This is a genomic window from Arthrobacter sp. FW306-05-C (assembly GCF_021801725.1).
GTDB lineage: Bacteria > Actinomycetota > Actinomycetes > Actinomycetales > Micrococcaceae > Arthrobacter.
In genome coordinates this window covers 1,560,266-1,584,177 of sequence record NZ_CP084556.1, presented here as the reverse complement: position 1 = coordinate 1,584,177, position 23,912 = coordinate 1,560,266, and the positions used below count along the sequence as shown (strand labels likewise).

At 66.1% G+C, this 23,912-nt stretch carries 21 protein-coding genes and 1 pseudogene; 6 read left to right on the top strand and 16 right to left on the bottom strand.

The annotated features are described in order from the left end of the window. Positions 1 to 45: 45 nt before the first annotated feature. The 9 genes and pseudogenes from der to LFT44_RS07270 form a co-directional block, all read right to left on the bottom strand. A complete protein-coding gene (der, locus tag LFT44_RS07310; protein ID WP_236801997.1) occupies positions 46 to 1,593 on the bottom strand; it encodes a ribosome biogenesis GTPase Der in 1,548 nt (515 codons plus the stop codon). A gap of 12 nt (positions 1,594 to 1,605) precedes the next feature. Beyond that, a pseudogene (locus LFT44_RS07305) lies at positions 1,606 to 2,281 on the bottom strand (lysophospholipid acyltransferase family protein); the annotation flags it as partial. A 31-nt stretch (positions 2,282 to 2,312) separates the two neighbouring features. Beyond that, positions 2,313 to 3,026, bottom strand: coding sequence for a (d)CMP kinase (cmk, locus tag LFT44_RS07300; RefSeq protein WP_236801996.1), 714 nt, complete (start codon positions 3,024 to 3,026; stop codon positions 2,313 to 2,315). Next, complete coding sequence (locus tag LFT44_RS07295) at positions 3,026 to 4,135, bottom strand: prephenate dehydrogenase (protein WP_236801995.1); 1,110 nt, start codon at positions 4,133 to 4,135, stop codon at positions 3,026 to 3,028. The genes cmk and LFT44_RS07295 overlap by 1 nt, the downstream gene beginning before the upstream one ends. Positions 4,136 to 4,138: 3 nt before the next feature. After that, positions 4,139 to 5,347 (bottom strand): pseudouridine synthase, encoded by a 1,209-nt coding sequence (locus LFT44_RS07290; RefSeq protein WP_236801994.1) that lies wholly within the window; start codon positions 5,345 to 5,347, stop codon positions 4,139 to 4,141. A 123-nt stretch (positions 5,348 to 5,470) separates the two neighbouring features. Then, positions 5,471 to 6,130, bottom strand: coding sequence for an SMC-Scp complex subunit ScpB (scpB, locus tag LFT44_RS07285; RefSeq protein ID WP_236802830.1), 660 nt, complete (start codon positions 6,128 to 6,130; stop codon positions 5,471 to 5,473). Positions 6,131 to 6,156: 26 nt separating this feature from the next. Further along, positions 6,157 to 6,972, bottom strand: coding sequence for a segregation and condensation protein A (locus LFT44_RS07280; protein ID WP_236801993.1), 816 nt, complete (start codon positions 6,970 to 6,972; stop codon positions 6,157 to 6,159). A 7-nt stretch (positions 6,973 to 6,979) separates the two neighbouring features. Continuing rightward, entirely contained in the window at positions 6,980 to 7,879 is a 900-nt protein-coding gene (locus LFT44_RS07275) for a ParA family protein (protein WP_026266195.1), read from the bottom strand. Positions 7,880 to 8,110: 231 nt separating this feature from the next. Further along, positions 8,111 to 9,454 (bottom strand): cation:dicarboxylate symporter family transporter, encoded by a 1,344-nt coding sequence (locus tag LFT44_RS07270; protein WP_236801992.1) that lies wholly within the window; start codon positions 9,452 to 9,454, stop codon positions 8,111 to 8,113. Between the two features lie 157 nt (positions 9,455 to 9,611). Here LFT44_RS07270 and LFT44_RS07265 point away from each other — a divergent pair, with 157 nt between their 5' ends. Beyond that, the gene (locus LFT44_RS07265) at positions 9,612 to 11,246 is read left to right on the top strand and encodes a sensor histidine kinase (protein ID WP_236801991.1); all 1,635 of its coding nucleotides are present in this window, start codon (positions 9,612 to 9,614) and stop codon (positions 11,244 to 11,246) included. Beyond that, a complete protein-coding gene (locus tag LFT44_RS07260) occupies positions 11,243 to 11,956 on the top strand; it encodes a response regulator (protein ID WP_236801990.1) in 714 nt (237 codons plus the stop codon). Before LFT44_RS07265 ends, LFT44_RS07260 begins: the two co-directional genes overlap by 4 nt. 33 nt (positions 11,957 to 11,989) lie before the next feature. Here the strand turns inward: LFT44_RS07260 and LFT44_RS07255 are convergent, their stop codons facing one another. Further along, a complete protein-coding gene (locus LFT44_RS07255; RefSeq protein ID WP_236801989.1) occupies positions 11,990 to 13,894 on the bottom strand; it encodes a propionyl-CoA synthetase in 1,905 nt (634 codons plus the stop codon). A 172-nt stretch (positions 13,895 to 14,066) separates the two neighbouring features. Between LFT44_RS07255 and LFT44_RS07250 the strand changes: the two genes are divergently transcribed. From LFT44_RS07250 to LFT44_RS07235, 4 genes are all read left to right on the top strand, one after another. Beyond that, a complete protein-coding gene (locus LFT44_RS07250; RefSeq protein WP_236801988.1) occupies positions 14,067 to 14,723 on the top strand; it encodes a GntR family transcriptional regulator in 657 nt (218 codons plus the stop codon). Further along, complete coding sequence (locus LFT44_RS07245) at positions 14,716 to 16,236, top strand: MmgE/PrpD family protein (protein WP_236801987.1); 1,521 nt, start codon at positions 14,716 to 14,718, stop codon at positions 16,234 to 16,236. Before LFT44_RS07250 ends, LFT44_RS07245 begins: the two co-directional genes overlap by 8 nt. Continuing rightward, positions 16,236 to 17,138 carry a methylisocitrate lyase gene (gene prpB / locus LFT44_RS07240; RefSeq protein ID WP_236801986.1) on the top strand — a complete coding sequence of 301 codons (903 nt, stop codon included), beginning with the start codon at positions 16,236 to 16,238 and terminating at the stop codon, positions 17,136 to 17,138. The genes LFT44_RS07245 and prpB overlap by 1 nt, the downstream gene beginning before the upstream one ends. Positions 17,139 to 17,222: 84 nt before the next feature. Continuing rightward, the gene (locus LFT44_RS07235; protein WP_236801985.1) at positions 17,223 to 18,362 is read left to right on the top strand and encodes a bifunctional 2-methylcitrate synthase/citrate synthase; all 1,140 of its coding nucleotides are present in this window, start codon (positions 17,223 to 17,225) and stop codon (positions 18,360 to 18,362) included. 85 nt (positions 18,363 to 18,447) lie between these two features. On the opposite strand, the gene LFT44_RS07230 is transcribed toward LFT44_RS07235, so the two are convergent. The 6 genes from LFT44_RS07230 to LFT44_RS07205 form a co-directional block, all read right to left on the bottom strand. Then, positions 18,448 to 18,930, bottom strand: coding sequence for an 8-oxo-dGTP diphosphatase (locus tag LFT44_RS07230; protein ID WP_236801984.1), 483 nt, complete (start codon positions 18,928 to 18,930; stop codon positions 18,448 to 18,450). Between the two features lie 35 nt (positions 18,931 to 18,965). Then, the gene (locus LFT44_RS07225; protein WP_236801983.1) at positions 18,966 to 19,757 is read right to left on the bottom strand and encodes a hypothetical protein; all 792 of its coding nucleotides are present in this window, start codon (positions 19,755 to 19,757) and stop codon (positions 18,966 to 18,968) included. A 2-nt stretch (positions 19,758 to 19,759) separates the two neighbouring features. Continuing rightward, on the bottom strand, positions 19,760 to 20,281 hold the full coding sequence (locus LFT44_RS07220; RefSeq protein ID WP_236801982.1) for an RNA polymerase sigma factor: 522 nt from the start codon (positions 20,279 to 20,281) through the stop codon (positions 19,760 to 19,762). A 105-nt stretch (positions 20,282 to 20,386) separates the two neighbouring features. Next, the gene (gene xerD / locus LFT44_RS07215) at positions 20,387 to 21,409 is read right to left on the bottom strand and encodes a site-specific tyrosine recombinase XerD (protein WP_236801981.1); all 1,023 of its coding nucleotides are present in this window, start codon (positions 21,407 to 21,409) and stop codon (positions 20,387 to 20,389) included. After that, a complete protein-coding gene (locus LFT44_RS07210) occupies positions 21,409 to 22,068 on the bottom strand; it encodes an NUDIX domain-containing protein (protein ID WP_236801980.1) in 660 nt (219 codons plus the stop codon). The genes xerD and LFT44_RS07210 overlap by 1 nt, the downstream gene beginning before the upstream one ends. A gap of 25 nt (positions 22,069 to 22,093) precedes the next feature. Continuing rightward, positions 22,094 to 23,881 (bottom strand): CTP synthase, encoded by a 1,788-nt coding sequence (locus LFT44_RS07205; RefSeq protein WP_236802829.1) that lies wholly within the window; start codon positions 23,879 to 23,881, stop codon positions 22,094 to 22,096. Positions 23,882 to 23,912: the final 31 nt, after the last annotated feature.

The following is a 23,912-nucleotide window of genomic DNA, read 5'->3' as shown; positions in this document are numbered from 1 at the left end:
GTGCCTGTGACACTTTCCGGCGATCAGCCCCAAGGTGTGTCGCAATTAACGCTTCCGGCTGCGCTTTTCACGCACGCGCATGCTGACCTCGATGGGCGTGCCTTCGAACCCGAAGGTTTCGCGCAGCCGGCGCGTGATGAACCGGCGGTACCCGGGGTCCAGGAATCCGGTGGTGAACAGCACAAACTTCGGCGGCCGGCTGGAGGCCTGGGTACCGAAGAGGATGCGCGGCTGCTTGCCGCCGCGGACCGGGTGCGGGTGCGCGGCCACCAGCTCGCCGAGGAAGGCATTCAGGCGCCCGGTAGCAATGCGCCGGTCCCAGTTCTCCAGGGCCAGGTCCAGGGCAGGAACCAGTCGGTCCTTGTGCCAGCCGGTCTTTGCCGAGATGTTGACGCGCGGAGCCCAGTCAACGTGCGCCAGGTCCTGCTCGATCTCGCGCTCCAGGTAGCGGCGGCGTTCGTCGTCGAGCAGATCCCACTTATTGAAGGCCAAAACCAGTGCGCGCCCGGACTCGATGGCCAGCTGGAGGATGCGGACGTCCTGTTCGCTGAGGACCTCGTCCACGGCCAGGAGCACGACGGCGACCTCCGCCTTCTCGAGCGCGGACTGCGTCCGGAGGGAGGCGTAGTAGTCCGCGCCCTGGGCCATGTGCTGTCGGCGGCGGATGCCGGCCGTATCCACGAAGCGCCAGGTGCGGCCGCCGAGCTCGATGAATTCGTCCACGGGGTCCCGGGTGGTGCCGGCCGTGTTGTCCACCACCACGCGTTCGGATCCGGCGAGCTTGTTCAGCAGGGAGGACTTGCCCACGTTGGGGCGTCCGATGAGGGCCACGCGGCGGGGGCCGCCGGAGCGCTCCACGCCTTCGATGGTGGAGAACTCGGGCAGCACGTCCATGACGTGGTCCAGGAGGTCGGCAACCCCGCGGCCGTGCAGGGCCGAAACCGGGTAGGGCTCGCCGAAACCCAGGCCCCACAGCGCGGCGCTGTCGGCTTCCTGGGCAAAGTCGTCCACCTTGTTGGCCACCATGATGACCGGCTTCTTGCTCCGGCGGAGCATCTTCATGACGCCTTCGTCTGTGGCGGTGGCACCCACCGCGGAGTCAACCACGAACAGCACGGCGTCGGCGAGTTCCACTGCCATCTCGGCCTGTTCGGCAACCCGGGCGTGGATGCCGCGGGCGTCATGCTCCCACCCGCCGGTGTCCACCAGGGTGAAGTTGCGGCCGTTCCACTGCGCGGAGTACATCACGCGGTCGCGGGTGACGCCGGGGGTGTCCTCCACTACCGCCTCCCGGCGGCCCAGGATGCGGTTCACCAAGGTGGACTTGCCGACGTTCGGCCGGCCGATGATGGCCAGGACGGGATCCAGCTTGAGGGGGCCCTCAAAGTCCTCGTCGCCATACTCGCCGCTCAGCAGGGCGGCGTCGTCCTCGTCAAGCTCGTAGTCCTCCAGGCCGGCCCGGAGGGAAGCGGCACGCAGCTCCGCTTCGTCGTCGTCAATCGCTGCCAGCCGTTCGGCAACTTGGTCGGTGCCTGTGGGCCTGTAGTCGTCGTCGGCGCTGGAAGGCCCGGAAGTCTGGGTGGTGTCGCTCATTGCAAGTCCTTTGTGGTCATCTGCCGGCGTCCCCGGCTACTGCTGTCAAGTCTTTAGGGTCAGCATCGGGCAGTGGCTGCCCGCTGAGTTGGATGGTGTCCTGGACGTGCCCTGCCAGCGCTGCACGGATCTCCTGCGCCGCCCTGTCCATTGAAGCACGCCCGGTTTCGCCGGTCCGGCGGGCCAGGGTGAGGGCGGAGCCGAAGCTGACGTGGAAGCGGCGCCCGGGCCGCGGAACGAAGTCCAGGTGCTCGTTGCCCTGGCGGGTCCCCAGGATGGCGACCGGTACCACTGGCGCCCCGCTGTTCAATGCCAGCCAGGCCACGCCGCCGTTGATGTCCGCGGCTGCCCCGCTCCCCCGCGTCCCTTCAGGAAGGATCCCAACGCATCGCCCGGCGTCGAGCACGTCCTTGCAGCGCTGCAGCGCGGCACGGTCCCCGCGCCGGTCCACCGGAAGCTGCCCGGAGGCGGTGAGCACCCGGCCCAGGAATCCTTTGAACATCTCCTGCTTAACCAGGATGTGCATGGGCCGGGGCGCCGCGCCGAACATCACCGGCCCGTCAAGGAAGCTGATGTGGTTGGCCGCGAAGATCACCGGCCCGCCGGTGGGGACGTTGCTCCTGCCGGTCACGGTGGTCCGGTAGACCAGATGGTCGAGGATCCAGCCCACCGGCCTGCTCCACGCCATGGTCAGGCCGGACGGCACGGCGGCCGTTGACTCAGTCACGGTTGAGGACCTTGGTGACGATCACCAGGGCGGCATCCACGGTCTGCTCGAAGTCCAGGTCCGAGGAGTCCAAGGTGACCACACCGTCTGCCGCCTTGGTGAAGTTCACCACCGCTGAGTCCTTGGCGTCCCGGTGGGTCACCTGGGCCGCCAGTTGCTCGGCGTCCTGCGTGCCGCCCAGCTGGATGCCGCGCCGGCGCAGCCGGGCTTCCTCGCTGGCCGTGAGGAGCATGCGCACTTCAGCCCCGGGCGCGACGACGGTGGTAATGTCCCTGCCTTCCACCACCATGCGGCGGTGGTGCTTTTCGATGAGGTCGCGCTGCCGGCGGATCAGTTCAGTCCGGGCACCGAGGGTGGTGGCCACGGCACTGACGGCGGACGAGATGGCCGGCTCCCGGATGGCGTCCGTGACGTCCACGCCGCCCACCCGGACGTACTCCTCCTGCGGGCTGGTGCTCACTTCCAGGACGAAGTCCCTGGATGCCTGCTCTACAGCGGGCGAGTCGTCAAGGTCGATGCCTTCGGTCACGCAATACCAGGTCAGGGCCCGGTACATCGCGCCGGTGTCCAGGTATGCCAGTCGGAGCCGACGGGCAACTTCCTTGCTCACGCTTGATTTGCCTGAGCCGGAGGGGCCGTCGATGGCGACCACCAGGGGCCGGCCAATGCGCAGCGCGCGCATGGTTTCGAGGAGTTCCTGTGTCATTACTGAAGTACCCGCCATCCGCGGTCGTTGAGAGCTTCGATCAGGTGGTCGTGCTTGTTCGGCAACACAGACAATTCCACCATGCCCACGTTCTGTCCCGAGGAATGGTCCAGCCGAAGGTCTTCCACGTTCACGCCGATTTCGCCGATTTCGGTGAGCAGCTGCGCAATCTGGCCGGGCTTGTCGTCCACCAGGACGGTGAGCCAGGAGTATGCCTGCGGCGGCCCGCCGTGCTTGCCGGGGATCCGGGCCTGGCCTGCGTTGCCCTCGCTGATCAGCTGGGCCAGGTCCAGCCTCGCACCCGGGGCTGCCGGGTCTTCCAAGGTGCCGATCAGGCGGTTCAGGTCGTCGCGGACGCCGTAGAGGATCTCCACTACCTTGGCCGCATTGCCGCCCAGGATCTGCACCCACAGGGTGGGGTCGCTGGCGGCAATCCTTGTGACATCGCGAAGTCCATTTCCGGCCAGCGACAACGCATGCAGTGGCGTCCCCTGCAGGCGGCTGGCCACCAGGGAGGACATGACCTGCGGCAGGTGCGACACCAGTGCCACGGCTTCATCGTGTTCGTCCGCGCTGAACTGCGACACCACCGCGCCTAAATCGGAGGCGAGTGAGCGGGCCACCTGCAGGGCACTCCCGGACGTCTTCTCCGACGGGCAGAGCACCCACGGCATGGAGGTGAACAGCTCGCCGCGCGCAGCTACCGGACCCGACTTTTCCCGTCCGGCCATGGGGTGGGTGCCCACGTACCGCGAAAGGTCGGCGCCGAGGGTGCGAAGCCGCGACTGGATATCCGCCTTGACGCTGGCAATATCCACCACGACGGATTCGGGGTAGTCAGCCAGTGCCCGGCAGACGACGTCGGCCGTCACGTCCGGCGGGGCAGCGACCACCACCAGCTGGGGCGTGCCACTGCCCAACTCCGCCAAGGGGCGGCCCGCACCGATGTCCACCGCCACGGCCTGGTTGGTGGGCGACGGGTCGGAAAGGAACACGGGCACGCCGCGGCCCCGCAGTCCCAGCCCGATGCTGGTGCCCAGCAGTCCGGTACCAATGACCACCACGGGGCCATCCAGGTGGCCGCGGCCCTGGCTTTTGAAGGCGGACATGCGTCAGAGTCCTACGGATGCCAGCAGGTGGCCGACTTCCTGCTTGCCCAGGTTGCGGATGCTGCCCTGGCGCTGGTCTCCAAGCCCGATCGGGCCCACCTTGACGCGCACCAGCCGCTGGACCGGGAAACCCACCGCATCGAACATGCGGCGCACGATGCGGTTCTTGCCGGAGTGGAGCACAACTTCGATCAGCACGTGCCCGGGTGTGGAATCCACCAGGCGGAAGGAGTCGACGGCGGCCATGCCGTCCTCCAGCTCCACGCCGGCCTTCAGCTGGGCGCCGACGCCCTGCGGGAACGGTCCGCGAACCTGCACCAGGTAGGTCTTGGGCACCTCGTACGACGGGTGGGTCAGCCGGTTGGCCAGTTCGCCGTCGTTGGTCAGCAGCAGCAGCCCCTCGGTGGCGACGTCGAGCCGGCCTACGTGGAAGAGGCGTTCGCCGGTGTTCTTGTTGTTCTTGAGGAAATCGCTGATGCAGGGCCGGCCTTCGGGGTCCTCCATGGTGGACACCACGCCCTTGGGCTTGTTGAACACCATGTACACCAGGTTCTCGTCCAGCTGGATCCGCAGGCCGTCGACGTGGATCACGGCAGTCTTGGGATCGACGCGGACGCCCAGCTCGGTGACCACCTGGCCGTCCACCTCAACACGGCCCTCGGCAATCATCTCCTCGCAGACGCGCCGGGAAGCGACGCCCGCGGACGCCATGACCTTCTGGAGCCGCACGCCGTCGGCGTCGTGGAGCTCGGACTGGGGAACATTGCCGCGGGGGTGCTTCTTCCGGCCTGGTTTGCGGACCGGGCCCAGGTTCTGGCCGAAGCGTTCGCTGCCGAACGCGCGGGAAGCTGCCGCCCCGGGTGCGCCGGTGCGGGGCTTGGGCTTGAGTGCGCCGGGAGTTCCCGGGGCCTTTTTAGCGCCGGGCTTCCTGGCAGCGGGCTTGCGCGACGACGGCTTGGCTCCCCTTGCGCCTTCCGCACCCCGTTCGGGCTGGTTGCCCGCGAGGTCGGGGTCGACGAAGCGTTCCTCGCGCGGTTTGGGAGCGCGGTGCGGACGATCGCCGCCGAACCCGGCAGCGCGTTTTCCGGTCCCGCCGCGGGAGCCCCCGCTGAAGCTGCCGCCCTGTGAACTGCGCTGCTGGGAATTGTTGCGTTCGTTCCCGCCGCGTCCCGAACCGTTACGTGGTGAACCCTGGCGTCCCGCCTGTGTCATGACCCGTCCTTCAATGTGTTTTGGCCGGCAGCGATGTCCAAGGACAACCCTAGCCAGCCGCGCAGACTTCGTCTGCCCTGATAACTAAACTCGGTAAATATGTGCTGCAGGCACCGTGCGTGCCTACATGGTTTCGGCGTCGTAGAATTCTGCGATCCCGTCAAGCCCAGGAAGGTGCGGCGACAGCTGGGGCAAGTCCTCAACTGAACTGATTCCCATCCGCTCGAGGAAATAGGAGGTAGTCCGGTAGAGGATTGCGCCGGATTCAGGATCCGTTCCCGCGTCCTCGATCAGCCCGCGCTGGGTGAGCGTCCGTACGACGGAATCAACATTGACACCGCGAATCGCAGACACACGGGCGCGGGAAACCGGCTGCCGGTAAGCAATGACTGCCAATGTTTCCAACGCCGCCTGGGTGAGCCTGGCAGTCTGTCCTTCCAGCACATATTTGCCAACAATGTCGGCAAATTCAGTGCGGGAGTAGATCCGCCACCCACCGGCGATGTTCCGCAATTCAAAACCCCGGGGGCTGGAACCGATACCAGCGTGGCTGGCACTGTCCATCTCCGGGGCTTTAACAGTATAGCCGTTATACTCACGCTGCAGTTCGGCCAGCAGGGAACGCACCCGTTGGACCGTCAAGCCCAGCCCTGCGGCCAACTCCTCCTCGGTGGCAGGTTGGTCCAGGACCATGAGCACCGCCTCAAGGGCGGCCTTGGCGCCGCCGGGGAGATGATCAAAGTCCGTGGCAGGGCCGGCGTCCTCCTGCGGCTGCGTATCCAGCGGCTGGGTTTCCGGAGACTGGGGGGTCACGGTTGCTCCTCATACTCTTCGCTCAGGTTTTCCGCTGACCAGTCCCGGTCTACCGCCGTCCAGTGGATGGCAAGCTCCGCCAGCGGGGAGAGCTGGTCGAATGCAACTGCCCGGTCCCGGAACAGTTCCAGGAGTGCCAGGAACCGGGCAACCACCACCAGGGTGGAGCCGGCGTCGGCAATCAACGAACGGAACGTCAACGGTGACTCCTGCTGGAGCCTAAGCCCCAGCAATTCTGCCTGCTCCTTGACGCTGACGTTGCTGCCGTGCAGATGGGCAAGTCCCACTTGGGGCGGCTGCGTGGGCACCTTGGGCCGGAGCGCGGCTTCTGCCAATGCTGCGAACTGCTGGGGCGTGTGTTTCCAGACCAGCTCGGGCAGCATCGCCGCGAAGTGTTCCTCCAAGGCCACTTGCCGCGGAAAGCGCCGGCCTTCCTGGTCCAGGGTTTCACCGAGGATGCCTGCCACCTGTTTGAAGGCCTTGTACTGGAGCAGCCGGGCGAAAAGGAGGTCCCGGGCCTCCAGCAGGGCAATATCCTCATCGTCCTCGACTTCACCGGCTGGAAGCAGCCGCGCCGCCTTAAGGTCAAGCAAGGTGGCGGCAATCACCAGGAACTCGCTCGCCTCGTCCAGCGCCCATTCTTCGCCAAGCTGCTGCAGCTTGCGGATGTACTTGATGAACTCATCGGTGACGGTGGCGATGGCCACTTCGGTGATGTCCAGCTGGTGCTTGGCGATCAGCCCCAGGAGGAGGTCGAACGGACCGGTGAAGTTGGCCAGCCGCACCTCGAAACCGGGTTTGGGTTCGGCCACGGCGTGGCTAGGGTGCGCCGCCGCGGGAAATCAGCTCCTTGGCGAGCCTGCGGTAGGCGTCAGCACCCACGTGGTTCCCCGCGTAACTGGTGATGGGTTCAGCGGCCACGGTGGCGTCTGCGAACTTGATGGAGCGCTTGATGACGGTTTCGAAGACCTTGTCTCCGAACGCTTCCACCAGCCGGGTGATGACCTCGCGGCTGTGAAGCGTCCGTGCGTCGTACATGGTGGCCAGGACACCGTCCACCTGCAGTCGCGGGTTCAGCCGGTCCTGGACCTTGTCGATGGTTTCGACCAGGAGCGCCACGGCGCGGAGGGCAAAGAATTCACAGATGAGCGGGATGATGACGCCGTGGGCGGCCGTAAGGGCGTTCACCGTCAGGAGACCCAGCGACGGCTGGCAGTCGATCAGGACAACGTCATAATCGTCTTCGACCTTCTTCAGCGCGCGGTCCAGGACCTGTTCACGTGCCACTTCATTAACCAACTGCACTTCGGCGGCGGAGAGGTCGATGTTGGCCGGCAGCAGGTCGACATTTTCAACGCCGGTGTGGTGGATGGCGTCGCGGATGTCCACTTTGCGGTCCATCAGGACGTTGTACACGGTGAGGTCCAGCTCGTGCGGGTTGACGCCCAGGCCGGCGGACAGAGCGCCCTGGGGGTCGAAGTCCACCAGCAGGACGCGGCGGCCGTATTCAGCGAGCGCGGCGGCAAGGTTGATGGTGGAGGTGGTCTTCCCCACGCCGCCCTTTTGGTTGACCATGGCAATCACCCTGGCTGGACCGTGGGAGGACAGCGGCGCGGGTTCCGGGAACTCACGGTATGGGCGCCCAGTAGGCCCCATCACCGCGTTTTCGAGGTCGAATTCCGTGCCCTCCAGAGTTGCTGAACCCTGTTCGCTGCTCACGTATCTGTCCACACTTTCGATGACGGTGATTTCCTGCCGCCGGCTTCCCGGCGGCGTTCGTTCTGCTCCCTAGGTTACAGCGCCCGACACGGTATTCGAGGGAACTTGACTTTCCGCGGATGTTGAGCCTTGACCCTCTAGCTGAGGTCGAAGGTTGAACCGCCCACCATAGGAAAAACGCCCCCGCAGCCAGGCTGCGGGGGCGTTTCCGTTTCGGTTTTGGGGCGGGAGCTAGGCCTTCGCAGCCTCGAGCGCGCCTTCTTCCTTAGGCGCCATTTCGCCGTGCCCAACCATCATGGTCTGCTCGTCGAAGGGCAGTTCGCCGGAAAGGACGCGGCCGACCTGGCCGCCGTCGATCTCCTTGACCCACGTGCCGATCAGGACCGTGGCGACAGCGTTGCCGGTGAAGTTGGTCAGGGCGCGGGCCTCGGACATGAAGCGGTCGATGCCAACGATGATGCCGACGCCGCCCAGCAGTTCAGGCCGGTGTGCCTGCAGGCCTGCCGCGAGGGTGGCCAGGCCGGCGCCGGTCACGCCGGCGGCGCCCTTGGAGGCGATGATCATGAAGACCAGCAGGGAGATCTGGGCGCCGAGGTCCAGCGGGGTTCCCATGGCGTTGGCCACGAAGAGGGAAGCCATGGTCAGGTAGATCGCCGTGCCGTCAAGGTTGAAGGAGTAGCCGGTGGGAACGGTGACGCCGACAACCGGCTTGGAGACGCCGAGGTGTTCCATCTTGGCGATAAGCCGGGGCAGCGCAGCCTCGGAGGACGAGGTGGAGAAGATGATGAGGTACTCACGGGCCAGGTACTTCATCAGCTTGAAGATGTTTACGCCGGCGACTACCTGGAGCAGGCCACCGAGGATGACCACGATGAACAGTGCGCAGGTGATGTAGAAGGCAACCATCAGGGTGAACATGCTCACGATGGCCTGGACGCCGGTTGCGCCGACGACTGCGGCGATCGCGCCAAAGGCACCGACGGGAGCGAGCCACATGATCATGATGAGGATGCGGAACACGAGCGCCTGGCCATAGCCGACGGCCCTCAGGATAGGAGCGCCCTGGGCGCCCATCTTCTGCAGTGCGAAGCCAACCAGGATGGCTGCCAGCAGTGTGGGCAGGACAGGTACGTCGCCGGGGATGATTCCCAGGAGAAAGTCCACGGTGCTGTCCGTGGCGGCCTTCTTGCTGGGGTCGTAAGGCGTAAGCTTCAGGCCCTCACCCGGGTGGATGAGGTTGCCCACCACCAGGCCAATGGCCAAGGCGAACGTGGACATGACGATGAAGTAGCCCAGCGCCAGCCCACCAACCTTGCCGACGGTCGCAGCCTTCGCAATAGAGCCGATGCCAAGGACGATGGTGCAGAAGATAACCGGCGCGATCATCATCTTGATGAGCTTGACGAAGCCGTCGCCCAGGGGCTTGAGGGACTTGCCAAACTCGGGGAAGATCAGGCCAACAAGCGCGCCGAGAATGACGGCGGCGATAACGGCGATGTAAAGGTAGTGGGACTTGTCCAGTCCCTTGCGCCGCGGCGTCGCGGTCTTGAGCGACTCTCCTCGTTGAGAAGCCATGTGTGTCTCCTTGTGGATATTCTGATAGACGCTGCGGCGCAGTCTCTGGGCTCAACACGTCCTTGCAATGTGATACCCATCATTCGGCACCCCGTGATCCAGCTCACCGTTGCGTTCATATTGGTCGCAGCGACCGCAGGGTCAGATGGAGGTACGGATGATCCACCGCTGGAGCATTGCCCGCCGGCTCTTCCTGGCGAACCTGCTCATTGTCATATCCTTTATCGCCATAGTGGGCACGGCCGCCTACGTGGATGCCCGGGACCGGACGTACGACGAAGCAGGCCGGCGCATGGAAGGAGTGGCCGCTTCCATCGCTGCCAATCCCCTGGTGCTGCAGGCTGCGGCTATGCCGGACCCATCAGTCCTCCTGCAGCCCTATGCCAAGGATGTCACTGCCGCGGCCCGCGTTGACTTCATCACCATCATGGCTCCGGACCGGACCCGCTGGACGCATCCGCGGGACGAGGAGCTGGGCCGGCCCTACATCGGCTCGATCGACGCCGCACTGCGGGGCCAGGCGTTTACGGAAGTCACGGCGGGCACGCTTGGACCGTCCGTCCGGACAATTGTTCCGGTCAAGGACTCCACGGGTGCGGTCAAGGCCCTCGTCGCAGCCGGCGTTACCGTTCGGAGCGTTGATGTTGCCCTCGCCGGGCGCCTGCCCGCCCTGCTTGGCCTTGGGATCGCGCTGCTGGTGGGCGGTTCCCTGGCGTCATGGCTGCTTGGGCGGTACCTGCGCGGCGTAACCCGGGGCTGGGGCCCCGAGCAGTTGGCGCAGCTCTTCGCCTACTACGAATCGGTGCTGCACTCGGTTCGCGAAGGCCTCATCCTGGTAGATCCCAGAAAGCGCGTTGTGATGTACAACGACCACGCTGCCGAACTGCTGGGGCTGCCCGCACCCGGCAGCAATGATCCCACCCGGCCGCCGTCGCTGGCGGAACTCCCCCTGGAAAGTGAACTGCGCAACCTGTTCGATTCCGGACGCACCACCAAGGACGAGATGGTGCTGGCCGGTACGCGCGTGCTGGTGGTTAACCAGGGACCGGCACGTGGGCCCGACTCCGCCGGGACGCGCGGGAAGGTTCCCGTCTATGGAACAGTGGCAACCCTCCGGGACAGGACGGAAATCGAAGCGCTGGGCAACGAACTCCAGACGATGCGGACCCTTTCCGACGCACTGCGGGCCCAGACCCACGAACACGCCAACCGGCTGCACACCATGGTTTCACTCCTGGAACTTGGCCGGACTGGGGAAGCCCTGGACTTCGCCACCCAGGACCTGGCCCTGAGCCAGCAGCTGACGGATGACATGGTCAGCTCAATCGATGAACCCGTGCTGGGCGCACTGGTCATGGGAAAAGTGGCCGAGGCCCACGAACGGGGCGTGCAACTGGATGTAGCCACGCTTGGATCGGGGGCAGCACCTGGGCTGGCCGTGCATGACCTGGTGACAATCCTGGGCAACCTGCTGGACAATGCCATCGATGCCGCCGCAGATGCGCCGCCGCCGCGGCGCGTGATCCTGACCCTGGAGGCGGATGACGAGGGGCTGGACATCGCCGTCAATGATTCCGGGACGCCCATCAGCGCTGGGGATACGGAGAGGATCTTCCGGCACGGATTCAGCACGAAGCCGGCGGGAGCCGGTGGCCGGGGCATTGGCCTTGCACTGGTCCGGCAGGCGGTGCAGCGTTTGGGCGGTACGCTGGCCATCAACGGCCGGCGTGGCGCCAAGTTCGAAGTATTCCTGCCCGCAGCGGTTCCCGCGGAGAAGGAGCATACACAGTGAGCAACATCCGGGTCCTCGTCGTCGAAGACGAGGCCATTGCTTCGGCAGCGCATGCGGCTTATGTGGGACGGCTTGAAGGATTCGAGCTCGCCGGAACGGCCCCGGACGGCCAGTCCGCCCTGCGGCTGCTGAGTGAATTCGTGGCGGCGGGCGAGCCGGTGGAACTGGTCCTGCTGGACATGAACCTGCCCGATCTTCACGGCCTGGACATTGCTCGGCGGATGCGTTCAGCGGGAATCCTGGCGGACATTATCGCCATCACCGCTGTCCGCGAGCTGGCCATCGTTCGCAGCGCCGTGGCCATCGGCGTAGTCCAGTACCTGATCAAGCCCTTCACGTTCGCCGCGTTCTCCGACAAGCTGGAGAACTACCGCCAGTTCCGCCTGCAGCTGGCCGGTTCCAGTGCCGGCCCCGGCAAGGGCGGCGCCTCGCAAGGCGAAGTTGACCGGGCTTTTGCCAGCCTTCGGGCTCCGTCCGAGCTGCCGCTTCCCAAGGGCCTCTCCACCGCGACGCTCGGCTCGGTGCAGGAGTTCCTCCGCCAACAGCCGGAGGCGGTGTCCGCCACCGAAGTCATGGATGCCCTGGGAATGTCCCGCGTAACGGCCCGGCGCTACCTTGAGTACCTGGCCGACGCCGGCACGGTTTCCCGGACCGCCCGCTACGGAACGCCGGGCAGGCCGGAAAACGAATACCGCTGGAACGCCCGCTGACGCGCTTCGCGCCCGGCCGTTCCAGCCATCCCATCAGCCGGCCTGTGCCCTGTCCACCCGGAGCGCTCCCACCAACTGGTCGATGACCCCGGGATCTTCGATGGTGGAGGGCACCGTGTAGTCCTCGCCGTCGGCTATCTGGCGCATGGTCTTGCGCAGGATCTTTCCCGACCGCGTCTTGGGCAGGGCGTCCACCACCGTCACGTGCTTAAAGTCAGCGACGGCGCCAATATCCCTGCGGACCAGTGCCACGAGGTCCTTGGCCAGGACGTCTTCAGGGATGTCGACCCCGGATTTGAGCACCACATAGCCGCTGGGACGCTGTCCTTTGAGGGGGTCCGCGAGGCCGATCACGGCACACTCGGCAACTGCGGGGTGCTGCCCGATGACCTGTTCCATGGCGCCGGTGGAGAGCCGGTGGCCGGCGACGTTGATGATGTCGTCAGTGCGGCCCATGACGAACAGGTAGCCGTCCTCATCCCGGTAGCCGGAGTCGCCGGTGGCGTAGCAGCCCTCAAAGGCCTGCAGGTAGGACGAGATGAAGCGTTCGTCGTTTCCCCACAGCGTGGTGAGCGTGCCCGGTGGCAGCGGCAGCCCCAGCACGATGTTGCCCTCGGTTCCGGGCTCCACTTCCCCGCCCGCGCCGTCGAGGATCCGCAGCTGGAATCCGGGCATCGGAACACTTGGGGAGCCGGCCTTGATGGGCAGCCGCTCCAGCCCGCGCGGGTTGGCGCAGATGGCCCAGCCGGTTTCGGTTTGCCACCAGTGGTCCACCACCGGCACGCCGAGGACCCGGGAAGCCCAGTGGAAGGTGTCCGTGTCCAGCCGCTCACCGGCAGTGAAAAGCGTCCGCAGGCTGGAGACGTCGTAGTCCGCCAGCAGCAATGCTTCCGGATCGGCTTTGCGGATGGCCCTCAGCGCCGTGGGGGCGGTAAAGAGGACGTTGACCTTGTGGTCCTGGACCACCCGCCAGAATGCCCCGGCGTCCGGCGTTCCCACCGGTTTGCCTTCGTACATCACGGTGGTGGCTCCGGCCAGCAGCGGACCGTACACGATGTAGGAGTGCCCCACCACCCAGCCGACGTCCGAGGCGGTCCACATCACGTCGCCGGGTCCGACGTCGTAGATATTTTCCAGTGTCCAGCGGAGGGCGACGGCGTGGCCACCGTTGTCCCGCACCACACCCTTGGGCGTACCCGTGGTGCCGGACGTGTAAAGGATGTAGAGGGGGTCGGTGGCTTTCACGCCCACCGGACCGGCCGGCTGGGCGGACGCCATGGCCTCATCCCAGTCCAGCCAGCCGGCGTGGTCCGCCGCCGTTGCTGCAAATCCGTCCCGCGCTTTGACCAGCACCGGAAGGCCGCCCGCGCCCGCCAGCTCAAGTGCCTCGGCGACGGCAGGGAGGTACTCAATGCGGCGGGAAGGTTCGATCCCGCCCGAGGCGGTAACCACGGCGGCAGGGGCGGCATCCCTGATCCGGGCCGCGAGCTCCTTGGGCGCAAAGCCGCCGAACACCACGGAGTGGACCGCGCCCAGCCTGGCAGTGGCCAGCATGGCTATGGCCGCTTCCGGGATCATCGGCATGTAGATCACCACCCGGTCCCCCTTGCCCACGCCATTGCTGCGCAGCACACCCGCAAAGCGGGCCACGAGGTCTGTGAGTTCTGCGTAGGTGTAGCGCTGCTGCGTCCCCAGCATGGCGGAGTCATGGATCAGGGCGTCCTGCCCTCCGCGGCCCTCGGCGACGTGCCGGTCCAGCGCGTTGTAGCACGTGTTTACGATGCCGTCCGGAAACCAGCCGTACAGAGGCGCCAGGCTGCTGTCCAGGGCCTGGGTGGGCGGAGAAGCCCACGAGATCTTTTGCGCTGCCTCCAGCCAGAAATCTTCGGGCTGTTCAACGCTGCGCTTGTAGGTGTCCCGGTAGCTGTTGGTGACCATGAGGTAATCCCATCCACGACATTGTGATGCAGCTCATGCTAAAGGTAAAGCCGGGACGCTGGCAAGGGGTATGTATACATCTAACCCCATATTCGGCTCGAATTCTGCAAAGTGCTGTAATTCCAGCGCGTCTCTGTATACACTGAACGGGTTATCGAGGAAGGAGGACGCCATGCGCGCCAGCGACAAGGCGTATGCCGCCCTGCGCGACGACATCATCGAGTGGCGCCTGGCGCCCGGAACGGTCCTTGCCGAAGTTGAACAGTCTGAACGCCTGGGCGTCTCACGCACACCGCTGCGGGAAGCGCTGGGTCGCCTCACAGCGGAGGGACTGACGACGGCGGGCGGCCGCGGCGTCGTCGTTACCGACATTTCCCTTGAGGACATCGACGAACTCTTCGAACTGCGCGAAACGCTTGAGGGCAGGGCCGCGGCACTGGCCGCCCGGCGCGGTGACGCCGCAACGTTCCAGCGCCTGCAGCACGAGTTGCTCCGGGCTCCCGATCTGATCAGCGGCGGTGAGCCCGGCCTCCATGACTACTACGACCTGGTCGGGCGGCTGGACACCGCCATCGACGCAGCCATTTCCAATTCCTACCTGGCGCAGGCCATGCGCAGCCTGCGCGTCCACCTGGTCCGGATCCGGCGCCTGGCAGCCGACGATGCGCACCGCCTGACCGCCGCGGCCGCCGAACACGCCGCCATCGCGGAGGCGATCGCTGCCGGCAACCCGAAGCTGGCAGAAGCAGCCACCATCGTCCACCTGCACCGAAGCCTCTCCCACGTCAAAGCAACCCACGCATCCCACCCAAAGGAGCATCATGGTTAAGGAACACCACGTCCGCGTCTACAAGAGCGAAGAAAACCTCCCCCGCGAGGACCAGCTCGCGTACAAGATCGCCCAAGTGGCAGCGGACCCCGTCGCCGTCTCCGATGAGGTGACCGACATGGTGATCAACCGCATCATCGACAACGCTTCGGTGGCCATCGCCTCCCTGAACCGGGCGCCCATCGTCGCGGCCCGTGCCCAGGCACTCACCCATGGGCCCACCACCGGCGGCCAGGGCTCCAAGGTGTTCGGCATCGAGGAGCGGGTGGCGCCGGAATGGGCGGCCTGGGCCAACGGCGTGGCCGTGCGCGAACTGGACTACCACGACACCTTCCTCGCGGCCGAGTACTCCCACCCCGGGGACAACATTCCGCCGATCCTGGCCGTCGCCCAGCACGTTGGCTCCAGCGGCCACGACTTGATCCGCGGCATTGCCACCGGCTATGAAATCCAGGTCAACCTGGTCAAGGCCATCTGCCTGCACAAGCACAAGATCGACCACGTGGCGCACCTGGGCCCCTCCGCCGCAGCAGGCATCGGGACCCTGCTGGGCCTCGACGTCGAAACCATCTTCCAGTCGGTGGGGCAGGCGCTGCACACCACCACCGCCACCCGGCAGTCCCGCAAGGGCGAGATCTCCACCTGGAAGGCCCACGCCCCTGCGTTTGCCGGCAAGATGGCCATCGAGTCCGCGGACCGGGCCATGCGCGGCCAGACCTCCCCTGTGCCCATCTACGAGGGCGAAGACGGCGTCATCGCGTGGATGCTGGACGGGCCGGACGCATCCTACATGGTCCCGCTCCCCACCCCCGGGGAAGCCAAGCGCGCCATCATGGACACCTACACCAAGGAACACTCCGCCGAGTACCAGGCCCAGGCCTGGATCGACCTGGCACGCAAGCTCCACCGCGAGAACCCGGAGGTCACCGACCCCACCAACGTGGAGTCCGTCCTGATCAAGACCAGCCACCACACGCACTACGTGATCGGCTCCGGCGCCAACGACCCCCAGAAGTACAGCCCCACCGCGAGCCGGGAAACCCTGGACCACTCCATCCCCTACATCTTCACCGTCGCCCTCCAGGATGGCGCCTGGCACCACGTGGATTCCTACGCGCCGGCACGCGCTGCCCGCCCGGACACCGTGGAGTTGTGGCACAAGGTGACCACCGTGGAAGACCCGGAATGGACCCGCCGCTACCACTCCCTGGACATCTCCGAGAAGGCTTTCGGCGGCTCCGTGGAGATCACGCTCAAGGACGGCACCGTCATCACGGACCAGATAGCCGTCGCGGACGCCCACCCGCTGGGTGCCCGCCCGTTCGCCCGGGAACAGTACGTCAACAAGTTCCGTACCCTCGCCACGGGCCTGGTGGAGGAGGCGGAGATCGAAAGGTTCCTCGCCGCCGTCGAACGCCTCCCCCAACTCGCCGCCGGCGAACTGGACCAGCTCAACATCACCGCCGCCCCGGGCGTCATCGACCTGGCCGCGGCACCGAAGGGACTCTTCTGATGCTGTACTCCAAAACCACCCCGGAACAGAAGCGGATCCGCTTCCGGGAACTGCTCTCTTCCGGCACCATCCAGCAGTTCCCGGGCGCGTTCAACCCGCTCTCCGCCCGCTTGATCGAGGAAAAGGGCTTCGCCGGCGTCTACATTTCCGGTGCCGTCCTGGCCAACGACCTGGGCCTGCCGGACATCGGGCTGACCACCCTCACGGAGGTGGCCACCCGTGCCGGGCAGATTGCGCGCATGACCGACCTGCCCTCGATCGTGGACGCGGACACCGGTTTCGGCGAGCCGATGAACGTGGCCCGCACGGTGCAGGAACTCGAAAACGCCGGCCTGGCCGGCTGCCACATCGAAGACCAGTTCAACCCCAAGCGCTGCGGCCACCTGGACGGCAAGAACGTGGTGGACCTGGACACCGCCACCAAGCGGATCCGGGCCGCCGCGGACGCCCGCCGGGACCCGAACTTCCTGATCATGGCCCGCACCGACATCCGGGCCACCGACGGGCTGGAAGCGGCCCAGCAGCGGGCAAAGGCCCTGGTTGAAGCCGGAGCCGACGCCATCTTCCCGGAAGCCATGAAGGACCTCAGCGAGTTCCAGGCCATCCGGGACGCCGTGGACGTGCCGATCCTGGCCAACATGACCGAGTTCGGCAAGAGCGACCTGTTCACCGTGGACCAGCTGGCCGGCGTCGGGGTCAATATGATCATCTATCCGGTCACCCTGCTCCGTAGTGCCATGGGTGCTGCTGAGCGTACTCTGGAATCGATCAAGTCCGACGGCACCCAGGAGGCACAGGTCCCAAGCATGCTGACCCGTGCCCGGCTCTACGAACTCGTCGACTATGAGGCCTACAACCGCTTTGACACCGGGGTGTTCAACTTCCAGATCCCCGGCATCTGACACCCAGACCTGAACGCCGGAATGCCGGCAGCAGCCGGACAACGGCTCCAGGAAAACAGGCTTTAGGAACAAAGGAGTTTCAGCATGGCTGAAAATGAGATCAAAAAGGGCCTTGCCGGCGTCGTGGTGGACTACACCGCAGTCTCCAAGGTCAACCCGGACACCAACTCCCTGCTGTACCGGGGTTATCCCGTCCAGGAGCTGGCCGCCCGCTGCAGCTTCGAGGAAGTGGCCTACCTGCTCTGGAACGGCGAACTGCCCACCCAGGAGCAGCTGGCGGAATTCACGGCGAAGGAACGCGAGGGCCGCGCCCTGGACCCGGTGGTCAAGCAGGTCATTGATGCTTTGCCCACCAGCTCCCACCCGATGGATGTCTGCCGGACGGCAGCATCGGTCATGGGCGCCCGGCATCCGCTGGCCGAGGACTCCTCCCGGGAAGCCAACATGGCAAAGGCCGTAGACCTGTTCGCGGCCATGCCTGCGGTGGTGGCCTACGACCAGCGCCGCCGCCACGGCCAGGACGTCGTGGAACCCAGGGATGACCTGGGCTACTCCGCGAACTTCTTGTGGATGGCCTTCGGCGAGGAACAGGTCCCCGAAGTGGTGGAGGCCTTCAACGTCTCGATGATCCTGTACGCCGAGCACTCCTTCAACGCATCCACCTTCACGGCCCGGGTCATCACCTCAACGCTCTCCGACCTGCACTCGGCAGTGACTGGAGCGATCGGGGCCCTGAAGGGTCCCCTGCATGGCGGTGCCAACGAGGCCGTGATGCACACCTTTGATGAGATCGGCATCCGGCAGGAGGAGTCGCTCGAGGAGGCTGCGGCCCGGGCGAAGGCCTGGATGGAAGACGCCCTGGCGAAGAAGAAGAAGGTCATGGGCTTCGGCCACCGCGTCTACAAGCACGGCGATTCCCGGGTTCCCACCATGAAGGCGGCCCTGGACAAGATGATTGCCCACTACGGCCGCCCCGAACTGCTGGGCCTGTACAACGGGCTGGAAACGGCGATGGACGAGGCCAAGGCCATCAAGCCGAACCTCGACTACCCGGCGGGACCCACGTACCACCTGATGGGCTTCGACACCCCCACGTTCACTCCCCTGTTCGTGGCCAGCCGGATCACGGGCTGGACCGCGCACATCATGGAGCAGCTGGACGCCAACTCGCTGATCAGGCCGCTGAGCGAATACAACGGCGTGGAGGAACGGCACCTTCCGTAGCTCTTGGCAGGAAGGTTACGACGGCGGGCGGGCAGTTAGGTGGCCACCCGCCGTCGAACGTTAAACGGCGGGGACGCTGCCGGACTTACTCCAGGCGGCTTTCGGACGAGGCAACCGACTCGTTGTCGCTGTGCATGGTGACCACCACGTTAACCCGGCCGCCTTCCAGCACCACGGGCAGCCAATGGTCGGCGTCCTGCCACATGCGCTCCACGGGCAGGGCCGCCACGCTGAACCATTCAGGCAGGATCTCGGCACTGGGGGCCGGCTCCCCCTGCCAGGTGCGCGCCGTGAACAGCCGGGTGGCCATGTTCCATTCCGGCCGCGCCGGAAAGACAAAGCGGACGGTCCCGGCGTCGGCGAGATCCTCGTTGCGGAGCACTACAGCAGTTTCTTCGAGTACCTCACGGATCACCGCCTGGGCGTCGGTCTCCCCCGGTTCCACGTGGCCGCCGATGCCCACGATCTTGCCCTTGCCGAAGCCTGTCTGCTTCAGCCCGAGCAGGACTTCAGCCCCGGCCGGGCCTTCCCGCAGGAGGAAACAGAGTGTGACCTGGGAGAAGTTCATGTGCACAACCCTATAGATGCCGGGAGGCCCTGACGCTATCCGGCCGCCGGGCCTTGACCAACCAGTTGCGGCCGGAACTCCACCGGAAGACCTTTGGCGGCAAAGTCACGATCCATCGCTTCCTGGGGCGTGAGGCCTTGGTTGTTCAGCGCTTGGAAATCCCAGTTCAAGACGGTGGCCCAGGGTTGGCGGACGTCCCAGAGGAAGCGGTCGTTCTGTAGTTTGGCGATCCGGAACCAGGCGTTGCCGCCGTCGAGCTGCAGGGCCCGCGCCCCCTCATCGGAGATCGTGTAGGAGAGCCAACCGCCCGCGCAGCCGAGCACGGTGTAATAGCGCTGCTCCGCCGCCGGGATCGGCAGGATCGAGCGCTGTTGGTCATTGCGCAGCTGGTCGATGTTCGCCGGCGTGCAGGGCACGCCGCCGGTGCTCAAGCCGCCAGCCGCAGGGTTTCCCGGTTGGGCGGTGGAGGGTGGCGCGGTGGCATGGGCTTGCTCACTGGCCGGCGGCGTGGCCGACTCGCTGGGCGCCGCGGCGCTTCCGGACGGCTCCGAGGGAACCCCGGCGGGGCCGGGCATGGGCCTCTTTGCCATAGTTCCACCCAGGTACACCGCGCCGGCCACCGCTGCAGCCGCGAGCACGGTCGCAGCAGCCGCGCGGACGGCTGTCCGTCCGCGCGGGGTGCCGCGTTCCGGTGCCCGCGCGGCCAGGTGGATGACTTCCATGTCCCCGATGGGTCCCAACCCATGGGCCGCATCGCCTCCGGCCACCCCATTCGGTGCCGTGGGCCGGGGCTTGGCTGCCTTCATCAACTGCTCGATCCGATCCATGGCTAGTCCTTCCGTTCGGTCATGAGCTGAGCTGGTGCTGCTTTGGCGAACGCCCGGCGTGCACGGTGAAGCCGTACGGCGGCGGTTGAGGCGGAACATTCAAGGGCTTGGCCAAGTTCGGTGATGGTCAGGTCATCCCAGTAACAGAGCATGAGGATCTCCCGGTCCCGTTCCCGGAGGCGGCCGAGTACCTCCGCCACCGCCGCCTGTTCCCCGGTATTCTCCTGCGGGAGGTTGCTGCGTGCCTCGTCATGCAACCGATCAAGAAGTTCCTGGCGGCGGCGACGGCCCTTGTATTCGTTGCCGACCACGTGGCGGGCCGTGGCGAGGAGCCAGCCGATGCCGGGTGGCTCCGGAAGTTGCTTCTGCCAGGCGATCCGGAACACATCGGCCGCCAACTCCTCGGCCCGGCCCGTGTCACTGATGCGGCAGGCGATGTACCGGTAGACCCGACCCGAATGCCGGGAATGCAGATCGATGAATGCCTGCTCGTCCGCTGCCAACATAGTTTTCCCCCCGGACACGTCATGACTTCTTCCTGAAGACTAAGTGTCGCGGGCAGCGCTGATTCTTACAGCAGCGGGAAAATTATCGTGGGAATCAATCCAAGGCTCGCGTCAGGACCCTGTTCAGCCCAACGCCCGCGGATGCGCCGCGGCGTAGACCTCGCGCAGGGTGTCGGCCGTGACCAGCGTATACACCTGGGTGGTGGTCACGGAGGCGTGGCCCAGCAGTTCCTGCACCACTCGCACGTCCGCGCCGCCTTCGAGCAGGTGGGTGGCGAACGAGTGCCTCAGGGTGTGCGGCGAGACATCCCGGGTGATGTTGGCTTTCTCCGCCGCCGCCTTCAGGATGGTCCAGGCGCTTTGCCGGCTGATCCTGCCGCCGCGGGCATTCAGGAACAGTGCCGGGGTGCCCTTTCCCTTCGCTGCGAGCAGGGGCCGGCCACGGACCAGGTAGGCATCCAGTGCCCGGGCGCCGTAGGATCCCAGCGGCACCAGCCGTTCCTTCGATCCCTTGCCGAACAGGCGGACAACAGCCGGCCCGGATCCGGGCTCGGCCAGGGAGATATCGTCCACGTCCAGTCCTACAGCTTCGCTGATCCTGGCGCCGGTGGAGTATAGGAATTCCAGGAGGGCCCGGTCCCGCAGTCCCGTTGCGGTGTCCGTTCCCGCGGCCTCGAGGATGCGGGTCACCTCGTCGACGCTGATGGCTTTGGGCAGCCGCTTGCCGGCCATCGGCGGGTGGACTTCGCTGGCCGGGTCCGCGGGCGTGTAGCCCTCCAGGGCCCAGAACTTGTGCAGCCCCCGGACAGCCACCACCGTGCGGGCTGCCGAGCGCACGCCAAGGGTGGACCCGCCGTCGGATCCGTCGGCGAGGGCGCGGACGTAGCCGGTGACATGGTGTCGGGTGATGTCTTCCGGCCGGGTGCAGCCCGAGGTTGCGAGGTAGCGGGCGTACCGGGCCAGGTCGCGGCGGTAGGCCGCCAGCGTGTTCGCCGCCAGCCCCCGTTCCACGCCCATGTGCTGGAGGTAATCCGTGATTCCCCGGTCGATGGCGGCCGGGATTTCCGTCGGGGCAGCACCGGGAGCTTTTGCATCCGGAGCCGGTTCGAGGGACGGTACTGCTTCAGCCGAGGGACCCGGGACCATCAGCGCTGGCTGGGGTGGGCGGGCCAGGGGGCGTCAGCGGGGCGGAGGTCCTGGTAGTTGCCGGCCCGGGCGGCAGCGGCGGCAAGGATCCCGACGACGGCGGACGGGTTGTGGAGGCGGCCGGCCAGTACGGAGGCCACGGCGTCGTCCAGGCTGATCCAGTGGAATTCGATTTCCGCTTCCTCGTCCGTCCGCTCGTGCCGTTCGTGGTGCGGCACCTCGGTGAGGTCCCGGGCCAGGTAGATGCGGATGGCTTCGCTGGAGGATCCCGGGGAGTTGAAGACGTCGGCCAGGACGTTCCAGGTCCCGGCCGCCAGGTCCGCTTCTTCGGCAAGTTCGCGTGCCGCCCCCACCACGAAGTCTTCGCCTTCGACGTCCAGCAGGCCGGCGGGGACTTCCCAGAGATCCATGCCCACCGGGTGCCGGTACTGCTTCAGGAGGAGGATCTGGCCTTCGTCGTTCATGGGCAGGATCGCGACCGCCCCGGGGTGTTCGATGTAGTCGCGGGTGAGGGCGTCCCCGGACTCGGAGAGCTGGAAGGTGTCGCTGACGACGTCCCAGATCCGGCCCTCATAGACCTTCTCGGACGACAAAAGACGGCGCGGGCTTGGTGCATCCGAAACCTGTTTGGCAGGGGTGGCTTCAGGTGTACCAGGCATCGCGCCGTCCTTTGTGTTCTTTTGACTACTTAGCGGTAACGCTACCCGATGCTGCAGGCTCGCCGTCCGTGGCCGCCGCCGTGTCGGCTGCGGCCTGGCCTGCACCCTGGTGGTTGGCGTTCTGGTGGTCAAGGGCAGCCTTGACCAGGCCGGCGAACAGCGGGTGCGGGCGCGTGGGCCGCGAGCTCAGCTCGGGGTGCGCCTGCGTGGCCACGTAGTACGGGTGGACGTCGGCGGGCAACTCGACGAATTCCACCAGTTTGCCGTCCGGGGAAGTGCCGGAGAAGACCAGGCCCTTATCCGCGATCTGCTGGCGGTACTTGTTGTTCACCTCGTAGCGGTGCCGGTGGCGTTCGCTGACGGTGGTCTTGCCGTACGTTCCGGCGATGACGGAGCCTTCGTCGAGCTTGGCTTCATAGAGGCCCAGGCGCATGGTGCCGCCAAGGTCGCCGCGGCCCTCGACATACTCCAGCTGCTCCTCCATGGTGGCGATGACGGGGTACTTTGAATCCGGCTCGAACTCGCTGGAGGAGGCGCCTTCCAGCCCCACCACATTGCGGGCGTACTCGATCACCATGCACTGCAGGCCAAGGCAGAGGCCCAGGACCGGCAGCTTGGTTTCGCGGGCGAACTTCAGCGCGCCCAGCTTGCCTTCGAGGCCGCGGATGCCGAAACCGCCCGGAACGCAGATGGCGTCCACGCCGTCGAGGGCCTTTATGGCCCCTTCGCGGGTCTCGCACTCATCCGACGGGACCCAGCGGATCTTGACCTTGGCCTCGTTGGCGAAGCCGCCGGCCCGCAGCGCCTCGGTGACCGAAAGGTAGGCGTCCGGCAGGTCGATGTACTTGCCCACCAGGGCGATCTCGACGTGGTGCTTGGGGTTGTGCACGGCCTCGAGGAGGCGGTCCCAGCTGGTCCAGTCGACGTCCTTGAACGGCAGGTCCAGGGCGCGGACGATGTAGGAGTCCAGTCCCTGGCCGTGCAGGGTCTTGGGGATGTCGTAGATGCTGGGGGCATCGGCGGCGTTCACCACGGCGTCGATGTCGACGTCGCACATGCGGCCGATCTTTTCCCGCATGGCCTCAGGCACTTCGCGGTCCGACCGGATCACGATGGCCTCGGGCTGGATGCCGATGGAGCGCAACGCGGCCACGGAGTGCTGCGTGGGCTTGGTCTTCAGTTCCTGGGAAGGCCCGATGTAGGGCACCAAGGAGACGTGGAGGAAGAACACGTTGTTCCGGCCGATGTCCTGGCGGACCTGGCGGGCCGATTCCAGGAAGGGCTGGGACTCGATATCGCCAACGGTGCCGCCGATTTCGGTGATGATCACGTCCGGGGCGTTCTTGCCCTCGGCGGGCAGCCGCATGCGGCGCTTGATCTCATCGGTGATGTGCGGGATGACCTGAACGGTGTCCCCGAGGTATTCGCCCCGGCGTTCCTTGGCGATAACGGTGGAGTACACCTGCCCCGTGGTCACGTTCGCAGAACCTTCGAGGTTCTCGTCGAGGAAGCGTTCGTAGTGCCCGATGTCCAGGTCCGTCTCGGCGCCGTCGTCCGTGACGAAGACCTCACCGTGCTGGAAGGGGTTCATCGTGCCCGGATCCACGTTCAGATAGGGATCGAGCTTCTGCATCGTGACCGACAGGCCGCGTGCCCGCAGTAGATGACCAAGGCTGGAGGCCGTCAGTCCCTTACCGAGCGAGGACGCCACACCGCCAGTGACGAAAATATGCTTGGTCGTCTTGGAGGAGCCCGGGAACCGGGAATTTACACGGGAATTTGATCGCTGCACCACGGAATTCGAGCCTATCATCATTTGCGCCTTCCCGTGGGTGGCCAGAGCC